We start from the raw sequence: 16,787 nt of genomic DNA on the forward strand, positions 1-16,787 counted from the left end.
TTTCTCGAAGGAGCAACCATGGGTTTCGACCCCAAGACGACCAAGCCCGAGATCGACTTCCCCGGTGACACCCCGCCGGCGGAACTCGTCGTCGAGGACATCACCGTTGGTGACGGCGCCACCGTCGAGGCCGGCGACATCATCAAGGCGCACTACGTCGGCGTCTCCTGGTCGACCGGCGAGGAGTTCGACGCCTCGTGGAACCGCGGCGAGCCGCTGGAGTTCACCGCCGGCGTCGGCCAGGTCATCCAGGGCTGGGACGAGGGCCTGCTCGGCATGAAGGTCGGCGGCCGCCGCAAGATCATCATCCCGCCGGCGCTCGGCTACGGCGAGCGCGGCGCGGGTGCCTCGATCGGCCCGAACGAGACGCTGATCTTCGTCGTCGACCTCGTTTCGACGAACAAGCCCGGCGCTGGACGCTCCTTCGGCCTCCGCTGAGGTAGCCTTCGCCGCTCTGGTCGTCCCGCGAGTGGGTTCGGCCTGAGCAACAAGACGGGGTGAGTGCCATCGGTACTCACCCCGTTCTGCGTGCCCGTGGCCATCACGCGGGGCCGAGTGCCGCCAATCGCACACCTGTGCGAATGAGAGGGTAGGCTCTGCAGCAGGACCACGGCGTCAGACCCGACAGCGACGAAGGAGCGAGCGTGGCAGCACGACCCACCCCGGAGGCGAAGACCGAGCGCCTGCTCAACCTCGTCATCGCGCTGCTCTACACGCGCAGGCCGCTGACGAAGGACGCCATCCGTCAGGCCGTGCGCCCGTACACCGAGGCACCGAACGACGAAGCCTTCGACCGGATGTTCGAGCGGGACAAGGACGAGTTGCGTGAGCTCGGCATCCCGCTGCGCGCCGAACCCATCGACATCCTGTTCGAGGACGAGATCGGCTACCGCATCGACAAGCGTGAGTACGAGCTGCCCGACCTGCACTTCGACGCCGACGAACTCGCTGTCCTCGGCCTCGCCTCGCGTGCGTGGCAGCAGGCCAGCCTCGCCGGCCCTGCGGCGGCGGCGATGCGCAAGCTCGAGGCGCTCGACATCAGCCCCGACGTCGAATCGGTCGTCGGCCTCGAACCTCGTATCCGCACCAGCGAACCCGCCTTCGACGCCGTCAAGGACGCGGTGATGACGCGGCGCGCCATCACGTTCACCTACCGCGCGGCCGGGCGGGAGAGCGCTGTGCGTCACGTTCAGCCGTGGACGGTGACGAACCGTCGGGGTCATTGGTACGTCGCCGGGTTCGACACCGACCGTGACGCGCCGCGCGTCTTCCGTCTCTCGCGAATCGAGGGCCCGGTGCGACTCGTCGGCAAGCCGGGCGCCTACGAGGTGCCGGACGATCACGACACGAGCGCCCTCATCGAACGTACCGAACGCACCCCCGACTGGGCGCCTGCCGTCCTGCGGGTGCGCGCGGGGCGAGGACACTCGCTCGTGCGGCGCGCCCGCACCGTCGGCGTCATCGACGAGACGTGGCAGCTCATCGACATCGAGTACGCCGACCCCGGCGTGCTCGCCGACGAAGTCGTCTCCTTCGGCGCCGACGTGCTCGTGGAGAAGCCCGACGAGCTGCGCGAACGTGTCATGGCGCGCCTGCGGGGCGCCTATGAAGCCCAGACGGCGGAGACTGCACCATGAACGCCCGCACTGACAAGGCCGCCCGCTCTGGGGCGATCGACTCTGGGTCCGCCGACACGGGGTCCATCAGCTCGGGGTCGATCAACTCGGGGCCGATCAACTCCGAAGCGGCGACGACGCGCCTGTCACGGCTGCTCACGATGGTGCCGTGGCTGATGAACCGTCAGGGCATCGACATCGAGGAGGCGGCCCGCACCCTCGGCGTCAGCCGCGCGCAGATCGAGGCCGACCTCGAGCTGCTCTTCGTCTGCGGCACACCCGGCCACATGCCCGACGACCTCATCGAGGCCGAGTGGGAGCAGGGGCGTGTCTACATCCGCAACGCCGACGCCATCGCCAAACCGCTGCGCTTCACCCGCGACGAGGCGCTCGCCCTCACCGTCGGGCTGCGCACGCTGCTCGACGTGCCCGGGCTGCAGGAGCGCGACGCCGTCGATCGCGCCCTCGCCAAGCTGAGCGAGGCGACGGGGGAGAGCGGCGCCGCACGCGTCCACGTCAGCCTCGAACGCGATGGTGAGCAGGTGCTCAGCACGCTGCAGGACGCGGTGCGCCGCGCACATCGGGTGCACCTGCGCTACCTTGCGCCGGCCCGGGACGAGGTGACGGAGCGTGACGTCGACCCGCTGCGCCTGTTCACCTCCGACGGCCACTGGTACCTCGAAGGGTGGTGCCGTCGCGCCGAGGGCATGCGCACGTTCCGTCTCGACCGCATCGAGAGCGTCGAGCTCCTCGATGTCCGGGCCGAGATCCCGCAGGACGCGCAGCGCACCGACCTCTCGCGCGGCTTCTTCGCCCCCAGCCCCGACGCGCCGCAGGTGCGTCTGCGGGTGCAGCGGGCCGCGTTCTGGATCATCGACTACTACCCGTGCTTCGACGTCGAACGATCCGACGACGGCGAGCACGCAGACGTCTCACTCGTCCTCGGCGACGGGCGCTGGTTGCGCCGGTTGCTGCTGCAGCTCGGCCGGGACGCCCAGGTGCTCGCGCCTGCCGCGGTGCGGGCGCAGGTCGCCGACGAGGCCCGCCGCGCCCTCGACGCCTACGCCGAGATGCTCGGGGGCACCGTGCCGTGACGTGGTGGATGTGGCTGCTGTTCTGGGCGATCTTCTGGGTCACGGCCGTCGCCTACCTCGCCTGGCGATGCTGGCGCGTGTGGCCGCACGCGCGCGACTTCGCCCGCACGACGTCCGAGGCGTGGTCGCGTCTCGACGAGGCGCGCAACCTCGCCGAGCAGCGATCCGCCGCCGAGAACAGTGCGGCGCTCGTCACGCAGGGCGTCGACGATCTCGCGTGGAACAAGCCGGCCTCGCACTGGCGAGGCGAGCGTCAGCGGGCCCGCGAACGGCAGCGCGACCTGCGCTTGGACTCCCAGGCCGAGGTGTGGTCGTCTTGGCGCGATCCACTAGAGTGAACGACGACCATGCGGCTGCCGCCGCGCCGGAAACTCCCGGGACTCAAGGACTGGCCATGAAAAACCTGCTCGAACACCCCGCGTCACTGCTCATCCTGGTGCTCGTCATCGTCGTGCTCCTGGGCTGGAAGAAGCTGCCCGACATGGCGCGCAGCCTCGGGCGCAGCTCGCGCATCCTCAAGAGCGAGATCGACGAGATGAAGACGGAGAGCAACCGGTCGAAGGCCTCCGGCGCCACCGTCGAGGGTGAGACGGCGAACCCGGTGCACGATGCCAACGGCAACCCGGTCCACTCCGGTGACCCCGTGACGCGCACCGACGCGCACCGCAACGACGTCTGATCGGATCCCGTTCGCTCGTGGCAATCTTCGGACGACGCAAGGACAACCCCGAAGCGCGGATGTCCATCGGCGACCATCTGCGCGAATTCCGCAACCGCGCGATCGTCGCCGGCGTCGCGATCCTGCTGTGCTGCATCATCGGCTGGCACTACTACCAGAACATCTACGACTTCATCGAGCAGCCGTTCCGCGACTACCAGCACGCCCACCCCGAGGCGCACGTCGAGGTCGCGTTCAACGCCGTCACGGCGCCGTTCAACCTCAAGTTGAAGGTCGTGGCGTGGGCCGGCCTCATCCTCGCGGCGCCCGTGTGGCTGTGGCAGATCTGGGCCTTCCTCGTGCCCGGCCTGACGCCGCGGGAAAAGCGCGTCGGCCGCATCTTCGTCGCCTCAGCGATCGTGCTGTTCGCCTGCGGCGTCTACATGGGGTCGCTGACCTTCGGCAACGCCGTCGAGATGTTCATCAGTGCGACGCCGCGCGGCGCGGCCAACTTCGCCGACGGCGGGATGTACTTCTCGTTCGTCACCCGCTTCATCCTGTCGTTCGGGCTGACGTTCATGCTGCCGATCCTGCTGCTGGCACTCAACGCGGTCGGCGTGCTCAAGGGCCGGATCATGCTCAAGGGGTGGCGCTTCGCCGTCATCATCGCAGTGGCCTTCGCGGCCATCATGACGCCGACGCCGGACGTCTACACGATGTTCCTCATGGCAGTGCCGCTCATCGTGCTGTTCTTCGGCAGCGCGGGGCTAGCCCTCGCACTCGACGCGTGGCGTGCACGCAAGGAGAAGCGTGAGCGTCCGGCCTGGATGGACGTCAGCGACGACCAGGCCTCGGCCCTGTGAGGCCCAGGCTGCAGGCACGACACACATGACGCCCGACGGCGGGCTCCCGAGCGGGAGCCCGCCGTTGTCATAGCCTGGGGGCATGTCGTCGCCCGCCGAGAAGTTCGCCCAGGCCGCTCGTCGGCGAAAGTTCGACTCGAGTCACCTCGGCCACTTCGTCGAGACGTTGCCGTACCCGCTCGACGACTTCCAGTCGGAGGCGGCGCGGACCGTGCAGGACGGACGCAGCGTCCTCGTCGCAGCGCCGACGGGTGCGGGCAAGTCCGTCGTCGGCGAGTTCGCCTGCTATCTCGCGGTGCACACCGGGCGCAAGGCGTTCTACACGACGCCGATCAAGGCGCTGTCGAACCAGAAGTACGCCGACCTCGTCGAGATGCTCGGAACGGAGAACGTCGGGCTGCTGACCGGTGACACCTCGCACAACAGTGAGGCGCCGGTCGTCGTCATGACGACCGAGGTGCTGCGCAACATGCTCTACGCGGGCAGTTCGACGCTGGGCGGCCTCGGCTTCGTCGTCATGGACGAGGTCCATTACCTCGCCGACCGCTTCCGCGGCGCCGTCTGGGAAGAGGTGATGATCCACCTGCCCGAGTCGGTGCAGGTCATCGCGCTGTCGGCGACGGTGAGCAACGCCGAGGAGTTCGGCGACTGGATGCAGCAGGTGCGCGGCGACACCGACGTCGTCATCACCGAGCACCGCCCGGTGCCGCTGTACCAGCACATGATGGTCGGCGCGCGCCTGTACGACCTGCTGGGCGAGGACGAACGCGGCGATCGCGTCGTCAACCCCGACCTGCTCTCGCGCATCGCGAGCCTGACGGCGCCCGCGCGCGGCGGTCACCGCTTCGACGCCGGCGCCCCGTCCGGTCGACGTGGGCGCGGCCGCCGTCCCGTGCCGCGTCAGCCGCAGGGGGAGACGTTCCGCCCGGCGCCGCGCGCCGAGGTCATCGCCGCACTCGATCGCGCGGGGCTGCTGCCGGCCATCACGTTCATCTTCAGCCGCGCCGGGTGCGAGGGCGCCGTCGCGCAGCTGCTCGGGTACGGCATGCAGTTGGTCACCGACGATGAGAGCGCCACGATCCGCGCCTACGTCGCCGAGCGCGTCGCGCACATCCCCGTCGAGGATCTTGCCGTCATCGGTTACCACGACTTCGTCGAGGGCCTCGCGCGCGGCTTCGCCGCGCACCACGCGGGGATGCTGCCGACGTTCCGCGAGATCGTCGAGGAACTGTTCGTCACCGGTCAGATCAAGGCCGTATTCGCGACGGAGACGCTCGCTCTCGGCATCAACATGCCGGCGCGCAGCGTCGTGCTCGAACGGCTCGTCAAGTACAACGGTGAAGCTCACGTCGACGTCACGCCCGCGGAGTTCACCCAGCTGACGGGCCGCGCGGGCCGGCGCGGCATCGACGTCGAGGGCCACGCGATCGTCCTGTACAACCGCGGCGTCGAACCGGAGGCGGTCGCAGGCCTCGCATCGCGCCGCACCTACCCGCTGCGCTCGAGCTTCCGCCCGACGTTCAACATGGCCGTCAACCTCGTCCACACCGTCGGACGGGAGCGGGCGCGCGAGGTGCTCGAGTCGTCGTTCGCGCAGTTCCAGGCCGACCGCAGCGTCGTCGGGTTGTCGCGTCAGATCGCCAAGAACAATGAGGGCCTCGAGGGCTACGCCGAGGCGATGCAGTGCCACCTCGGCGATTTCGCGGAGTACGCGGGCATCCGCCGTCGCATCAGCGACCTCGAGAAGAACGCGCAGAAGCGACGCGCCGCCGCCCTGCGCGCCGCCGCGGACCGCTCGCTCGCCGACCTCAGCCCCGGCGACGTCGTGCGCGTGCCGTCCGGGCGACGTGAGGGGCTCGCCATCGTGGTGCGCACCAACCGCGGCGGCAAGCGCGAGGGCCCGAGCCCGTCCGTCGTCACCGAGGACGCACAGCTGCGCCAGATCCGTTCCAGCGACATCCACGCGCCGCTCGAGGTGCTGACGCACCTCGCCATCCCGAAGACATTCACCGCACGCTCGTCGAAGTCGCGCCGCGACCTCGCGGCGACGCTGCGCGCCAAGGTGCCGCACGATCCGCCGAAGCCGTTGCGACGCACCGAGATCGAACCGGACAAGGCCGTCACCGCGGAGATCGAGGAGTTGCGACGCCGGCTCGCCGCCCATCCGTGCCACGCGTGCGAGTACCGCGAGGAGCACGCGCGCTGGGCGCAACGCTGGTGGACGCTGCGCCGCGAGACCGACGCGCTCGTCACGAAGGTCGAGAACCGGACGAACACCGTCGCGAAGCAGTTCGACCGCATCTGCGACCTGCTGCTCGAGTTCGACTACCTCGCGGCCGATCCGTCGGCTGCCGGTGGAGTGAAGCTGACCGACGACGGCGCGATGCTCATGCGCCTGTACTCGGACAAGGATCTGCTCACCGCCGAGTGCCTGCGCTCGGGTGCGTGGAAGGGCCTTGACGCACCGTCGCTCGCGGCGGCCGTCTCGGCGCTCGTCCACGAGTCGCGGCGTGACGTGGTCGGTGAGACCCCGCGCATGCCGAACCGTGATGTCGCCGACGCGCTGGAGCGCACGCACGAGCTGTGGTCGGTCATCGACGACGCGCTCGTCATGCACCGACTGCCCGAGATGGCGGCACCCGACGCGGGCCTGGCCTGGGCCGCGCACCGCTGGGCGAGCGGCCAGGGCCTCGAGACGGTGCTACGCGACGAGGACCTCACCGCCGGCGACTTCGTACGACGCTGCCGTCAGCTCGTCGACGTGCTCGACCAGATCGCCGCCGCCACCGATGACGACGGCATCCGCAGGGCAGCGCGCAAGGCGATCAAGGGCGTGCAGCGCGGCGTCGTCGCGGCTGACCGGATCGACTGAACGTCAGCGGGCGAGGGCTGCGGAAAGGCGTTCAGCGGAGCCGCCCATGTCCCAGCGCGCTGCGAAGTCAGCGAATCCGGCGCCGTCGGCGACGCCCTGCGGGCGCGTCGTGACGAGGTCGTGGGGCACACGGACGTCGAGAGCGACGTCGACGACGCGCGGTGCGACGTCGAGGTAATCGGAGGCTGCCTCGAGACGCGTGCGGCGTGCGCCCTTGATCCGCGGGTCGCCGGAGGCGATGGCGTCGCGGATGGCCGCGAGGGAGCCGAACTCGGCGATGAGGGCCGCCGCCGTCTTCTCACCGATGCCGGCGACACCGGGCAGCCCGTCACTCGTGTCGCCGCGCATGACGGCCATGTCGGCGTAGGCGCGGCCCGTCGCGACGCCGTACCTCGCCATGAGGAAGCTCTCGTCGACGAGGTCGGGGGCCCGCACGCCACCCTTGGCCGTGTAGATGACGCGCACGCCCATCGCGTCGTCGACGAGTTGGAACAGGTCACGGTCACCGGTGACGACGTCGACGGGGCCGGCGTCGCGGAATCGGTGCGTCAGGGTGCCGATGACGTCGTCGGCCTCGTACCCGTCGACGCCGAGGCGGGTGATGCCTGCGAGTTCGAGCAGTTCGCGGATGAGCGGCACCTGCGGGGTGAGGTTCTCGGGGCTCTCCTCGGCGACGTCGGAGCCCTCTTGCACGCGGTGCGCCTTGTAGCTCGGGATCGCCTCGACGCGGAACGCGGGGCGCCAATCGTTGTCCCAGCAGGCGACGATGTCGGTCGGTTCGTACGTCGTGAGCAGCGTCGCGATCATGTCGGCGAAGCCGCGCAGCGCGTTGTTGGGCGTGCCGTCGGCGGCGGTGCGCTCGGGCACGCCGTAGAAAGCGCGGAAGTAGAGGCTGGCAGAGTCGAGCAGCATGAGTCGGCGCGGCGTCATGGGCGCCATCCTGTCACGGTGCGGCGTCGAGCGTCAGTGCTCGTCAGCGCGCGATGTCGGCCATGTGGGCGTCGCAGGCACGGGCGAGGTCGTCGGGGGAGAGCCGCACGTCGAAGCCGCGACGGCCGCCGGAGACGCAGACCCGCGGATGTTCGTGCGCCTGCGCGTCGATGACGACGTCGAGGCGTGAGCGCGTTCCGAGTGGGCTGACGCCGCCGAGGACGTAGCCGGTGAGGCGCCGGACGTCGGCCTCCGCGGCCAGCACAGCTTTCTTCGCGCCGCACGCGGCGGCGACCGCCTTGAGGTCCGCCATCGTCGAGACGGGGACGCAGGCCATCGCGAAGCGGCCGGTGTCGAGCTTCACGACGAGCGTCTTGTAGACCGACGCAGGGTCGAGCCCCAGCGCGGATGCCGCCTCGGCGCCGTAGCTCGTGACGTCGGGATCGTGGGCGTAGGGGAGCGCCTCGTAGGCGATACCGAGCCGGTCGAGGGCGCGGGTCGCGGGCGTGGCGGGTGGTGTGTTCATCGTGCGAGACATCGCGTTCATCCTGCTACCTCATGCGCGACGGATTCAAGGTGCGTGACACGCCTGCGCACACAAGGCATGACGCACCTCGGCCACTGTTCGGCGCCCCGTCGGCCGGGCGCCAGTGCGCTCACCTGCGTTGCTCCTGGGCTGTGGGGCGGCTATGTTGGCTCGAACGCGCCCGTAGCGCGCGTCATTGCGGACGGGCCTCACGCCTAGTAGAAAACTTCGCGGTTCACCCCGCGATGGCCCCAACGGCGTGAGCCCGTCCGCCGCCTCTCGCCTGAGAGGCCTACACTTGGCCGGTGCCCACGAAAGCTCTCCTTCGCGCATTCGGCGCCATCGGCGCCGGGTTGCTCCTGTGGCTCGCGTTTCCCGACCACGGTCTGTGGTGGACGCCGCCAATAGCCGTCGCCCTCATCACGCTGTGCCTCTGGCGCGTGCGGGCGCGCACCGGCGCGCTGCTCGGTTTCGTCTTCGGCATGGCGTTCTTCCTGCCGACGCTGTCGTGGTCGGGCGTCTACGTCGGCGCGTTCCCGTGGACAGCGCTCGCCGTCCTCGAATCGCTCTACATGGCCGCGCTCGGCGCAGCGGTTGCGCTCGTGCAACGTCGCCGCATCGCGCCGTTCGTCGTCGCCTGCCTGTGGGTGATGCAGGAATGGCTGCGCTCGACGACGCCGTTCGGCGGATTCCCCTGGGCACGCCTGTCGTTCTCCCAGGCCGACGCACCGTGGGCACCGCTCATCGCGTGGGTCAGCGCACCCGGCCTGACGTTCGTGCTCGCGCTCGCCGGCGCGGCGCTCGCATCGTGCGTGGCCCTGGCCGCGCCGCGGCTCTTCACGGCGGAGCGGCGGGGGAGTGCGGGCCGAACGTCTGCTTCGGATTCGGCTTCGGTTTCGGACGACGCCCACACCTCAGCGAACGCCACGGGCTCCGGGGCCACGCCTGTTGGTGACGCACGGCCCGACGGCGCGCGCGGCATCACGGCTCGTCTCCCGATCGCCGTGCCCGCTGCGGCCGCGTCGACGGCCGTCCTCGCACTGATCGTCGGCTCACTCATCACGCCCGGCACGAGCGGGCGGATGCTGCGCGTCGTCGGCGTGCAGGGCAACGTGCCCACCGAGGGGCTCGAGTTCAACGCGCAGCGCCGCGCCGTGCTCGACAACCACGTCCACGCGACGCTCGACCTCGCCAAGCAGATCGATGCCGGAGCGACGCCGCGCCCCGATGTCGTCGTCTGGCCCGAGAACGCCTCCGACATCGACCCCAAGCGCAACCCCGACGCGGGCGCCGAGATCGCCTCAGCCCTCGCCGCCGTCAACACGCCGCTCATCGTCGGTGCGGTGCTGAACGAACCACGCCCCGAGGTGTCCAACGCGTCGATGCTCTACCTGCCCGGCAAGGGCCTGAGCGACACCTACGTCAAGCAGCACCCGGTGCCGTTCGGCGAATACATCCCGTACCGCTCGTTCTTCCGCACGTTTTCCTCGCAGGTCGATCTCGTCAAGGCCGACTTCGCCTCCGGGCGCAAGGTCGGGTTGTTCACGCTGCCGAACGCGAAGGGTGACGTGAAGCTCGCCCCGATCATCTGCTTCGAGGTCGCCTACGACGATCTGCTGCGCAAACCGGCGAACCAGGGCGCACAGATCTTCGCCGTCCAGACGAACAACGCGACGTTCGGCCACACCGCCGAGTCGACGCAGCAACTCGCGATCTCGCGCCTACGCGCGCTCGAATACGGCCGCTCGATCATCCACGTCTCGACGGTCGGCGTCAGCGCCCTCATCACCCCCGACGGGCAGCTGCACGAGCGCAGCGAACTGTTCACGCAGAAGGTGCTGACCGGGCAGCTGCCCCTGCGTTCGGACGCGACGCCCGCCCAGCGGCTCGGACGCTGGCCCGAGATCGCCGCCTCCGTCGTCAGCGTCGTCGCGCTCGCGTTCGCGCTGCGTCATGCCCGCCTGCCGCGCCGTCGCCGCAAGAACGGTCGCGGCGACGCCTGAGCCCGCTTTCGCTGGTGCCCACCGGGGTTCCACGACCGGCGATCGCTTCACGATTCGTCGACGAATCGGAACTCTTCGAGCGTGCCCGCGCGTTGAACCAGATGTGAACACCACGACTCGACCTCGCCGCCGCGGCTTCGCGCGCTGGCTCATGCTGGCGTTGCTCGTCGTCCCCGTCGTCGAGGTCTTCATCATCCTCAAGGTCGGGCAGCAGATCGGTGGCCTCAGCACCTTCCTGCTGCTCCTGTTCTGGTCGGCGCTCGGCGCGTGGGTCGTCAAGCGCGAGTTCTCGCGCGCGTTCGGCTCCCTCCGTCAGGCGTTCGGCTCTGGTCGTATGCCTGCGCGCGAGCTTTCCGACGCGGCGCTCGTCCTCATCGGCGGCACGCTGCTGCTCGCCCCGGGCTTCCTCACGGACGCACTCGGCCTGTTCGTCCTGCTGCCCCTCACGCGCCCGCTGACGCGCCGACTGCTCGAAGGTGCCGTCGCACACAAGCTGTTCGGTGCATCTCCCCTTGGTGCGGCCGCCTTTGGTGCCGCGAACGCGGCGCCCGGCCGAGTGCGCTTCACCCGCGTGCGCGCCGCCGATGCGGGCGGCTCTTCGGCGGCCGGTCCGTTACCCGCGCCCGGGCCATACCCCACCGCCGACGCGTTCGCCACGCAGGCCGGGCGAGACGCTGCCTGGAACTCTCCACGACGGGGTGCGTCCGACGTCGTCGAGGGCGAGATCATCGACTGAGTTCGTGAGACGGCTCGGCCGCAGTGCCCCCCGCCGTCACAGGCTGATACCCAAGGCCCTGAACAAGACAGGCGAGCACACACGAAGGCCGCCCCCGAACCGGGGGCGGCCTTGTTCGTCACGACGTGAGCGTCACTTGGACGCGGCAGCACGCTTTCGCTTCGGCTTTTCGCCGCGCGACTCGCGCAGCAGCGTGAGGCGCTCGTCCAGCAGCTCCTCGAGCTCTTCGACGGAACGGCGCTCGAGCAGCATGTCCCAGTGGGTACGCGCCGGCTTCGTGGGCTTGCGGTCGGGCTCGGGGCCGTCGACGAGCAGCGCCTCGAGGCCGCAACGGCACTCCCACAGCGCGGGCACGTCGGCCTCGACGGAGAACGGCAGCTCGATGACGTGGCCCTGAGCGCACTTGTAGCTGACCATCTGTCGCTCGCTGAACGCGATGCCCTCGTCGGTCTCGAGCGAGAGCGTGCTGAGGTTGGTGCCTCGCAGTGAACGTTCTGCCATGGTGTCTCCCTACGTCACACGGGGTTCGTGTTGGTTCGTGATGCGCTGAGCCTGCAGCCCGCGCGATCCTGACGGAACAACGCCGGCCGGGGGCCGTTTGTTCCGCACGCACGCCGACGCGCTGACACACCAGTCTACGGCGCGGACGGGACGCGTCACGAATCGCGTTCGGGGGAGCGGCCGGCGCGCATCCTGCCGCCGGTCTCGAGCCCGGGGCGTCAGCCGGCGGCGCGTGCCCGGGCGCTGCCTCGCTCGACGTCGACGCGGCGCAGCAGCACCGCGCCGAGCGCGAAGAAGACAACGAGCGCGACGATCGACAGGCGGTAGGAGCCAGTCAGCTGGTGCACGAGACCGAACGTGAGGGTGCCGAACCAGCTCGTCCCTCGCTCCATCGCCTGATAGAGGCTGAAGTACTCCGACTCCCGGCCCGTCGGCACGAGCCGCGAGTACAACGACCGGCTGAGTGCCTGCGACCCGCCGAGCACGATGCCGATGCCGACGCCCAGCACGAGCCACAACCCGAACTGCCCCGACGGCAGGAAGAACGCTGCGAACACGACGAGCGTCCACAAGCCGAGGGAGAGCAACACGGCCCGTTTGGCGCCCATCGTCCGCGCGAGCCGACCGAACAGCAGCGCGCCGAGGAAGGCGACGAACTGCACGAGCAGGATCGTCACGATGAGCTGGCTGTCGCCGAAGCCCAGCTCCTCCTTGCCGTACAGGCTCGCCGAGACGATGACCGTCTGGATGCCGTCGTTGAAGAACAGGTACGCGAGCAGGAACGTCATCGTGTCGGGGAAATGCCGCAACTCCGCGAACGTCGAGCGAAGCTGACGGACGCTGCCGCTCACCGCCGCCGTCAGCGAGCCGGTCACGGCCGGGCCGACCCGACGCACGTCCCGTAGGCCGACAACCGGGATGATCGTGAACATGCCCCACCACACGCCGGCACTCAGCAGATTGACGCGCACGGCCTCGCCCGTCGACAGCCCCAACGAGTCGTGCATCGTCATGACGACGAGGTTGACGGCCAGCAGCAGCCCGCCGCCCAGATAGCCGAGCGCCCACCCCCGTGAACTGACGCGGTCACGCTCGTCGTCGCTCGAGATCTGAACGAGCAGCCCGTCGTAGACGACGAGGGAGGCACCCAGACACTGGTTCGCCAGGATGAGCACGACAACACCGAGCTGCCAGTTGCTGCCTGCGACGAAGAACATCGAACTCGCCCCGAGGGCACCGACGAACGCGAACGCGCCCAGCAGGTGCGCCGGGCGCGAGATGCGGTCGGCGATCGCGCCGACGAAGATGAGCAGGATCGCGCTGATGATCGTCGAGACCGTCACCGTGTACGGCGCGAGCGAGCCGGGCGAGATCGGTAGACCGAGCACGTGCAGGTCGGTGTGGCACGCCAGGTCCGTATCCTGCCCCGGGCAGGCCGCCGACTTCGCAACCGCAGTGAGATACGGGGAGAACAGCACCGTCGACGTCGTCGTCACGTACGCCGAGTTGGCCCAGTCGTAGAAGTACCAGCTGCGCTGGCGCCTCGTCCGAACGGTGTCGGGGGGCGGGGTGGGGGCTTCGATCACGGGTGAAGCGTGTCACATCGACGACGCGATTTTCGGTGATGCGAGCCTCTGAGAGGTCAGCGCCGCCGATCGAGGCGCTGCTTGTCGAGGTAGCGCCCAGCCGAGGCGCGCGCCTTCGTGATATGCGCCGAGTACTTGCGGCCCGTGCGCTGGTCGACGAACTCGCCGGCCTTGTCGGTCATGGCGCGCACCTTCTCGGGATTTTGCTGCACGTAGCGGCGACCCTGCGCGACGAGCTGCCTGGCGATGTTGGTCTTCATGGGGCGTGATCCTAGTGGACGTCCGCCGTCTCGTCCTGTGCCCGGGGCAGCAGCAGTGCCGCGAGCTGCTCGGCGGTGTCGACGACGGCCACGGCTCCCGCGCGCGCGAGCTCGTCGTCCGCGGCGTAGCCCCAGCTCACCCCGATCGTCGCGATGCCGTGACGCGCGGCGCCCTCGACGTCGTGGAGGCGGTCGCCGACCATGACGACGTCCGGCCCGGCGTCGCGACCGAGCGCGGCCAGCGCCCGGACGATGACGTCCGCCTTCGCGTCGTCCGGGCGCGTGATGTCGGCCCCGAAGACGCCGTCGAGACCCCCGGTCAGGTATGGCTCGAGGCCGAAGTGGGCGACGATGCGGCGCGCCGTCGGCTGCGGTTTCGACGTCGCGACGGCGACGCTGACGCCGGCAGCGTGCAGCTCGGCGAGCAGGTCGGCCATGCCGGGGTAGAGGTCGTTGTCGAACAGGCGCCCGGCGTTGTAATCCTCGCGGTAGGTGCCGACGATGCCCGGTACCTGCTCGGCCGGGATACCGATGCCTTCGAGGGCGACCTTGAACGGCGGGCCGACGAACGAGTCGAGCACGTGTTGCTCGGGCACCGCGACGTCGTGCACGCCCAGCGCATGCCGCATCGATGCTGTGATGCCGCGCGCCGAGTCGGACAACGTCCCGTCGAGATCGAACAGCACGAGAGTGAGCGGGCCGTGCGGCCAGGTGGTGTCGGCGTCAGCCTGGTGTGAAGCGCCTGTCATGACGCGGCCTGCGCGGTGCCGTGGGTGGGGTTCGCGGTGATGCGCGCGGAGCCGGCCGCGGCGCGGCGCTCAGCGTCGGCGGTGACGGCGTCGACGAACCACGTGAACACCTGCTGCGAACGCACGTCGGCCCCGCTCATCATCTCCGGGTGCCACTGCACGGCCGCGAGGCACCACGCGTCGTCCGCGTGCTGCACCGCCTCGACGAGGCCGTCGTCGGCGCGCGCGACGACCCGCAGCGCGTCGGCGACGGCGTCGAGCGCCTGGTGGTGGAAGGAGTTGACGGCCGCCTTCGTCACACCCCACGCGTCGTGCAGGAACGAGCGCTCCTCGACGCTGATGTGGTGCAGCGGCGAGGCGGGGTTGCCCATCGCCATGTGCTGCTGGTCGGTGCCCGCGTAGCGCAGATCCTGGAACAGGCTCCCGCCGAGGGCCACGTTGATGAGCTGCATGCCGCGGCAGATGCCGAGCACGGGCAGCCGGTTCTCGCGCGCGAGCCGGAGCGCCTCGATCTCGTACGCGTCGCGGATCGGCGACGTCGTCTGGCATTCCTGCTTCGCGGGCTGGCCGTACAGCAGCGGGTCGACGTCGGAACCACCGGCGAGCAGCAAGCCGTCGAGCAGGGCCAGCTGTTGCGGCAGCGTCGAGTGATCCGTCGACGGCGGCAACATGATCGGAATGCCGCCGGCCTGCGTGATCGAGCGCGAATAGTCCTCATTGACGGCGACGCGCCGGTAGCCGGGGAAGAGGTAGTGCGGGTCGTACTCGACGTTGGTGATGATGCCGATGACGGGTTTGCGGGCGCTCATCGTGCGTCCTTCCTGGCCTGGCCCTCGTGGGGCGGTGCGAATATGACCGTGAATCGCGGATGTGTCCGCAGATCGCCGATGTGACCGTAGATCACGAATGTGTCCGTGAATCGCCGATGTGTCAGCTCAGCGGTCCTCGGGGAGCTGCTTCGGGGTGTCGTCGTAGACGCCCAGCTTCCACGGCAAGTACAACGCCGCCGGCAACACGACGTAGCCGACGATCATCGCTGCGACCGCCCACAGGTTGAGGCCGCCGCCAGGGTTGCTGAACTGGCCACGCCAGTCGAACTCGACCATGAGGAACACCGACGCGGCGATCGACAGGATCGGGAACACGACGTCGAGGACGACGCTGCGCTTCACATCGTTCGGGCGGTGCCGCGTGCGCCCGAGGAAGCACAGGATGAGCGCGAGCGGCACCATGACGAACTGCACGAACCGCGTCACCGAACTGATGACCATGATGCCGCGCATCGAGTACCCGAACGCCATCGGCACGACGATCGCGAGCACCGCCGTCACGACGAACGCGACGACCGGCACCCCGCGCTGCGACGTCCGACTTGCCGCGGCGGGCAGCATCCGACGGCGGCTCATCGCGTCGAAGATGCGCGGCGTGTTGAAGCTCGCCGCGACGTTGATGCCGAACATGCTGACGAGGGCGCCGAGGACGATGAGGTCGCGCACGATCGAGTTGTCGAAGGCGCTCGCGAGCACGACGGCGTCCTTCGACTCGAGCACGCCCGTCGGGTTGATCATCATCGCCACGGACACGACGGCCACGTACACGACGATGACGACCGCGACACCGATCGGGATGGCGCGCGGCAGGTTACGGGCCGGGTCTTCCATCTCGCTCGCGGCGCTGCCGGCGCCCCCGAACCCGGTGAACGCGTAGAACGCCGCGAGCATCGCGCCGACGAACGCGGTCGTGTCCATGCTCGGCACGAGAGGGCTGCCGTCGGGGCCCTCGAGATGCGTGAGATCGGAGAAGTGGTTGTCGCCGGTCATCGCCAGCACGACGAGGCCGGCGACGATCGTCAGGACGAGCGCGGCGACCTTACCGATCGTCGAGATGTTGTTGACGACCTTCGTGATGCGTGTGCCCGCCAGGTTGATCGCGAGCAGCACCACCATGAGCAGGACGAAGCCGATCGTGATGTTCGTCGTCGTCACCGCCTCGTGGCCGCCGAAGACGGTGAGCACGGTCGTCACGACGGCCGTCGCCATGACACCCCACGCGATCGCGGCGCCGACGAAGCGCGTCAGGCCGACGTAGAACCCGACGTCGTCACCGAACGCGACCCGCGTGTACGCGAACGCCGCGCCGTTCTCGCTCGTCCAACGGGCCGCGGCGGCGAACATCACGGCGAGGACGGCCGCGAAGACACCGGCGATGACGTAGACGAGCGGCGTCCACGTGCCCGCGACCTTCATGACGGCGCCGGGGGAGAGAAAGATGCCCGAGCCGATGATGCCGTTGATCGTCAGCAGGACGATTGACGCGAGCCCGAACTTGGCGCGCGAGGTCTTGCGCCCGCTGGTGTCATCCCGATTCGCCGCGTCCTGCGGCGTCCCGCCGCG

At 69.5% G+C, this 16,787-nt stretch carries 17 protein-coding genes; 9 read left to right on the forward strand and 8 right to left on the reverse strand.

Going from position 1 to position 16,787, the window contains the following annotated elements; all coding sequences use genetic code 11:
- The first annotated feature begins 18 nt into the window (after nt 1-18).
- The 7 genes from DYE07_RS02095 (at nt 19) to DYE07_RS02125 (ending at nt 7,103) form a co-directional block, all read left to right on the forward strand.
- The gene (locus DYE07_RS02095) at nt 19-438 is read left to right on the forward strand and encodes an FKBP-type peptidyl-prolyl cis-trans isomerase (RefSeq protein WP_006947303.1); all 420 of its coding nucleotides are present in this window, start codon (nt 19-21) and stop codon (nt 436-438) included.
- A gap of 206 nt (nt 439-644) precedes the next feature.
- Nucleotides 645-1,637: a helix-turn-helix transcriptional regulator gene (locus DYE07_RS02100; protein ID WP_006947232.1), complete on the forward strand. Its 993-nt coding sequence runs from the start codon at nt 645-647 to the stop codon at nt 1,635-1,637.
- A complete protein-coding gene (locus DYE07_RS02105) occupies nt 1,634-2,710 on the forward strand; it encodes a helix-turn-helix transcriptional regulator (protein ID WP_006947310.1) in 1,077 nt (358 codons plus the stop codon). The genes DYE07_RS02100 and DYE07_RS02105 overlap by 4 nt, the downstream gene beginning before the upstream one ends.
- Nucleotides 2,707-3,048 (forward strand): hypothetical protein, encoded by a 342-nt coding sequence (locus DYE07_RS02110; protein ID WP_006947226.1) that lies wholly within the window; start codon nt 2,707-2,709, stop codon nt 3,046-3,048. Before DYE07_RS02105 ends, DYE07_RS02110 begins: the two co-directional genes overlap by 4 nt.
- Before the next feature lie 56 nt (nt 3,049-3,104).
- Entirely contained in the window at nt 3,105-3,389 is a 285-nt protein-coding gene (tatA, locus tag DYE07_RS02115; protein ID WP_006947258.1) for a Sec-independent protein translocase subunit TatA, read from the forward strand.
- Between the two features lie 17 nt (nt 3,390-3,406).
- A complete protein-coding gene (gene tatC, locus DYE07_RS02120; protein ID WP_006947222.1) occupies nt 3,407-4,231 on the forward strand; it encodes a twin-arginine translocase subunit TatC in 825 nt (274 codons plus the stop codon).
- Between the two features lie 82 nt (nt 4,232-4,313).
- Nucleotides 4,314-7,103 carry a DEAD/DEAH box helicase gene (locus tag DYE07_RS02125; RefSeq protein ID WP_115296236.1) on the forward strand — a complete coding sequence of 930 codons (2,790 nt, stop codon included), beginning with the start codon at nt 4,314-4,316 and terminating at the stop codon, nt 7,101-7,103.
- A 3-nt stretch (nt 7,104-7,106) separates the two neighbouring features.
- On the opposite strand, the gene DYE07_RS02130 is transcribed toward DYE07_RS02125, so the two are convergent.
- Nucleotides 7,107-8,033, reverse strand: coding sequence for a 5'-3' exonuclease (locus DYE07_RS02130; protein ID WP_006947213.1), 927 nt, complete (start codon nt 8,031-8,033; stop codon nt 7,107-7,109).
- 43 nt (nt 8,034-8,076) lie between these two features.
- A complete protein-coding gene (ybaK, locus tag DYE07_RS02135; protein ID WP_256594768.1) occupies nt 8,077-8,559 on the reverse strand; it encodes a Cys-tRNA(Pro) deacylase in 483 nt (160 codons plus the stop codon).
- A 305-nt stretch (nt 8,560-8,864) separates the two neighbouring features.
- On the opposite strand from ybaK, the gene lnt reads away from it, so the two are divergent.
- Together lnt and DYE07_RS02145 are read left to right on the forward strand one after the other, a co-directional pair.
- Nucleotides 8,865-10,562: an apolipoprotein N-acyltransferase gene (lnt, locus tag DYE07_RS02140; RefSeq protein WP_074045333.1), complete on the forward strand. Its 1,698-nt coding sequence runs from the start codon at nt 8,865-8,867 to the stop codon at nt 10,560-10,562.
- Between the two features lie 103 nt (nt 10,563-10,665).
- Entirely contained in the window at nt 10,666-11,298 is a 633-nt protein-coding gene (locus tag DYE07_RS02145) for an FxsA family protein (RefSeq protein WP_237723725.1), read from the forward strand.
- A 132-nt stretch (nt 11,299-11,430) separates the two neighbouring features.
- Here the strand turns inward: DYE07_RS02145 and DYE07_RS02150 are convergent, their stop codons facing one another.
- The 6 genes from DYE07_RS02150 to DYE07_RS02175 all read right to left on the reverse strand — a co-directional run bounded on the left by DYE07_RS02150 (nt 11,431) and on the right by DYE07_RS02175 (nt 16,703).
- Nucleotides 11,431-11,799 carry an RNA polymerase-binding protein RbpA gene (locus DYE07_RS02150; RefSeq protein WP_006947299.1) on the reverse strand — a complete coding sequence of 123 codons (369 nt, stop codon included), beginning with the start codon at nt 11,797-11,799 and terminating at the stop codon, nt 11,431-11,433.
- 218 nt (nt 11,800-12,017) lie between these two features.
- Nucleotides 12,018-13,385, reverse strand: a complete 1,368-nt coding sequence (locus DYE07_RS02155; RefSeq protein WP_074039264.1) for an MFS transporter — start codon at nt 13,383-13,385, stop codon at nt 12,018-12,020.
- A 56-nt stretch (nt 13,386-13,441) separates the two neighbouring features.
- Nucleotides 13,442-13,645 (reverse strand): antitoxin, encoded by a 204-nt coding sequence (locus DYE07_RS02160; RefSeq protein ID WP_074039263.1) that lies wholly within the window; start codon nt 13,643-13,645, stop codon nt 13,442-13,444.
- An 11-nt stretch (nt 13,646-13,656) separates the two neighbouring features.
- Nucleotides 13,657-14,394 carry an HAD hydrolase-like protein gene (locus DYE07_RS02165; protein ID WP_051805878.1) on the reverse strand — a complete coding sequence of 246 codons (738 nt, stop codon included), beginning with the start codon at nt 14,392-14,394 and terminating at the stop codon, nt 13,657-13,659.
- Nucleotides 14,391-15,203 (reverse strand): gamma-glutamyl-gamma-aminobutyrate hydrolase family protein, encoded by an 813-nt coding sequence (locus DYE07_RS02170; RefSeq protein WP_074039262.1) that lies wholly within the window; start codon nt 15,201-15,203, stop codon nt 14,391-14,393. Before DYE07_RS02170 ends, DYE07_RS02165 begins: the two co-directional genes overlap by 4 nt.
- A 126-nt stretch (nt 15,204-15,329) precedes the next feature.
- On the reverse strand, nt 15,330-16,703 hold the full coding sequence (locus DYE07_RS02175) for an APC family permease (RefSeq protein ID WP_115296237.1): 1,374 nt from the start codon (nt 16,701-16,703) through the stop codon (nt 15,330-15,332).
- Nucleotides 16,704-16,787 lie beyond the last annotated feature (84 nt).

This window comes from Dermacoccus nishinomiyaensis (assembly GCF_900447535.1).
GTDB classification, from domain to species: Bacteria; Actinomycetota; Actinomycetes; order Actinomycetales; family Dermatophilaceae; genus Dermacoccus; species Dermacoccus nishinomiyaensis.

Bases quoted from the DNA above. Each gene is read 5' to 3' on its own strand.
- DYE07_RS02095 (WP_006947303.1), top strand. From the start codon at position 19: ATGGGTTTCGACCCCAAGACGACCAAGCCCGAGATCGACTTCCCCGGT.
- DYE07_RS02105 (WP_006947310.1), top strand. From the start codon at position 1,634: ATGAACGCCCGCACTGACAAGGCCGCCCGCTCTGGGGCGATCGACTCT.
- tatA (WP_006947258.1), top strand. From the start codon at position 3,105: ATGAAAAACCTGCTCGAACACCCCGCGTCACTGCTCATCCTGGTGCTC.
- DYE07_RS02125 (WP_115296236.1), top strand. From the start codon at position 4,314: ATGTCGTCGCCCGCCGAGAAGTTCGCCCAGGCCGCTCGTCGGCGAAAG.
- DYE07_RS02130 (WP_006947213.1), bottom strand. From the start codon at position 8,033: ATGACGCCGCGCCGACTCATGCTGCTCGACTCTGCCAGCCTCTACTTC.
- ybaK (WP_256594768.1), bottom strand. From the start codon at position 8,559: ATGAACACACCACCCGCCACGCCCGCGACCCGCGCCCTCGACCGGCTC.
- DYE07_RS02150 (WP_006947299.1), bottom strand. From the start codon at position 11,799: ATGGCAGAACGTTCACTGCGAGGCACCAACCTCAGCACGCTCTCGCTC.
- DYE07_RS02160 (WP_074039263.1), bottom strand. From the start codon at position 13,645: ATGAAGACCAACATCGCCAGGCAGCTCGTCGCGCAGGGTCGCCGCTAC.
- DYE07_RS02165 (WP_051805878.1), bottom strand. From the start codon at position 14,394: ATGACAGGCGCTTCACACCAGGCTGACGCCGACACCACCTGGCCGCAC.
- DYE07_RS02170 (WP_074039262.1), bottom strand. From the start codon at position 15,203: ATGAGCGCCCGCAAACCCGTCATCGGCATCATCACCAACGTCGAGTAC.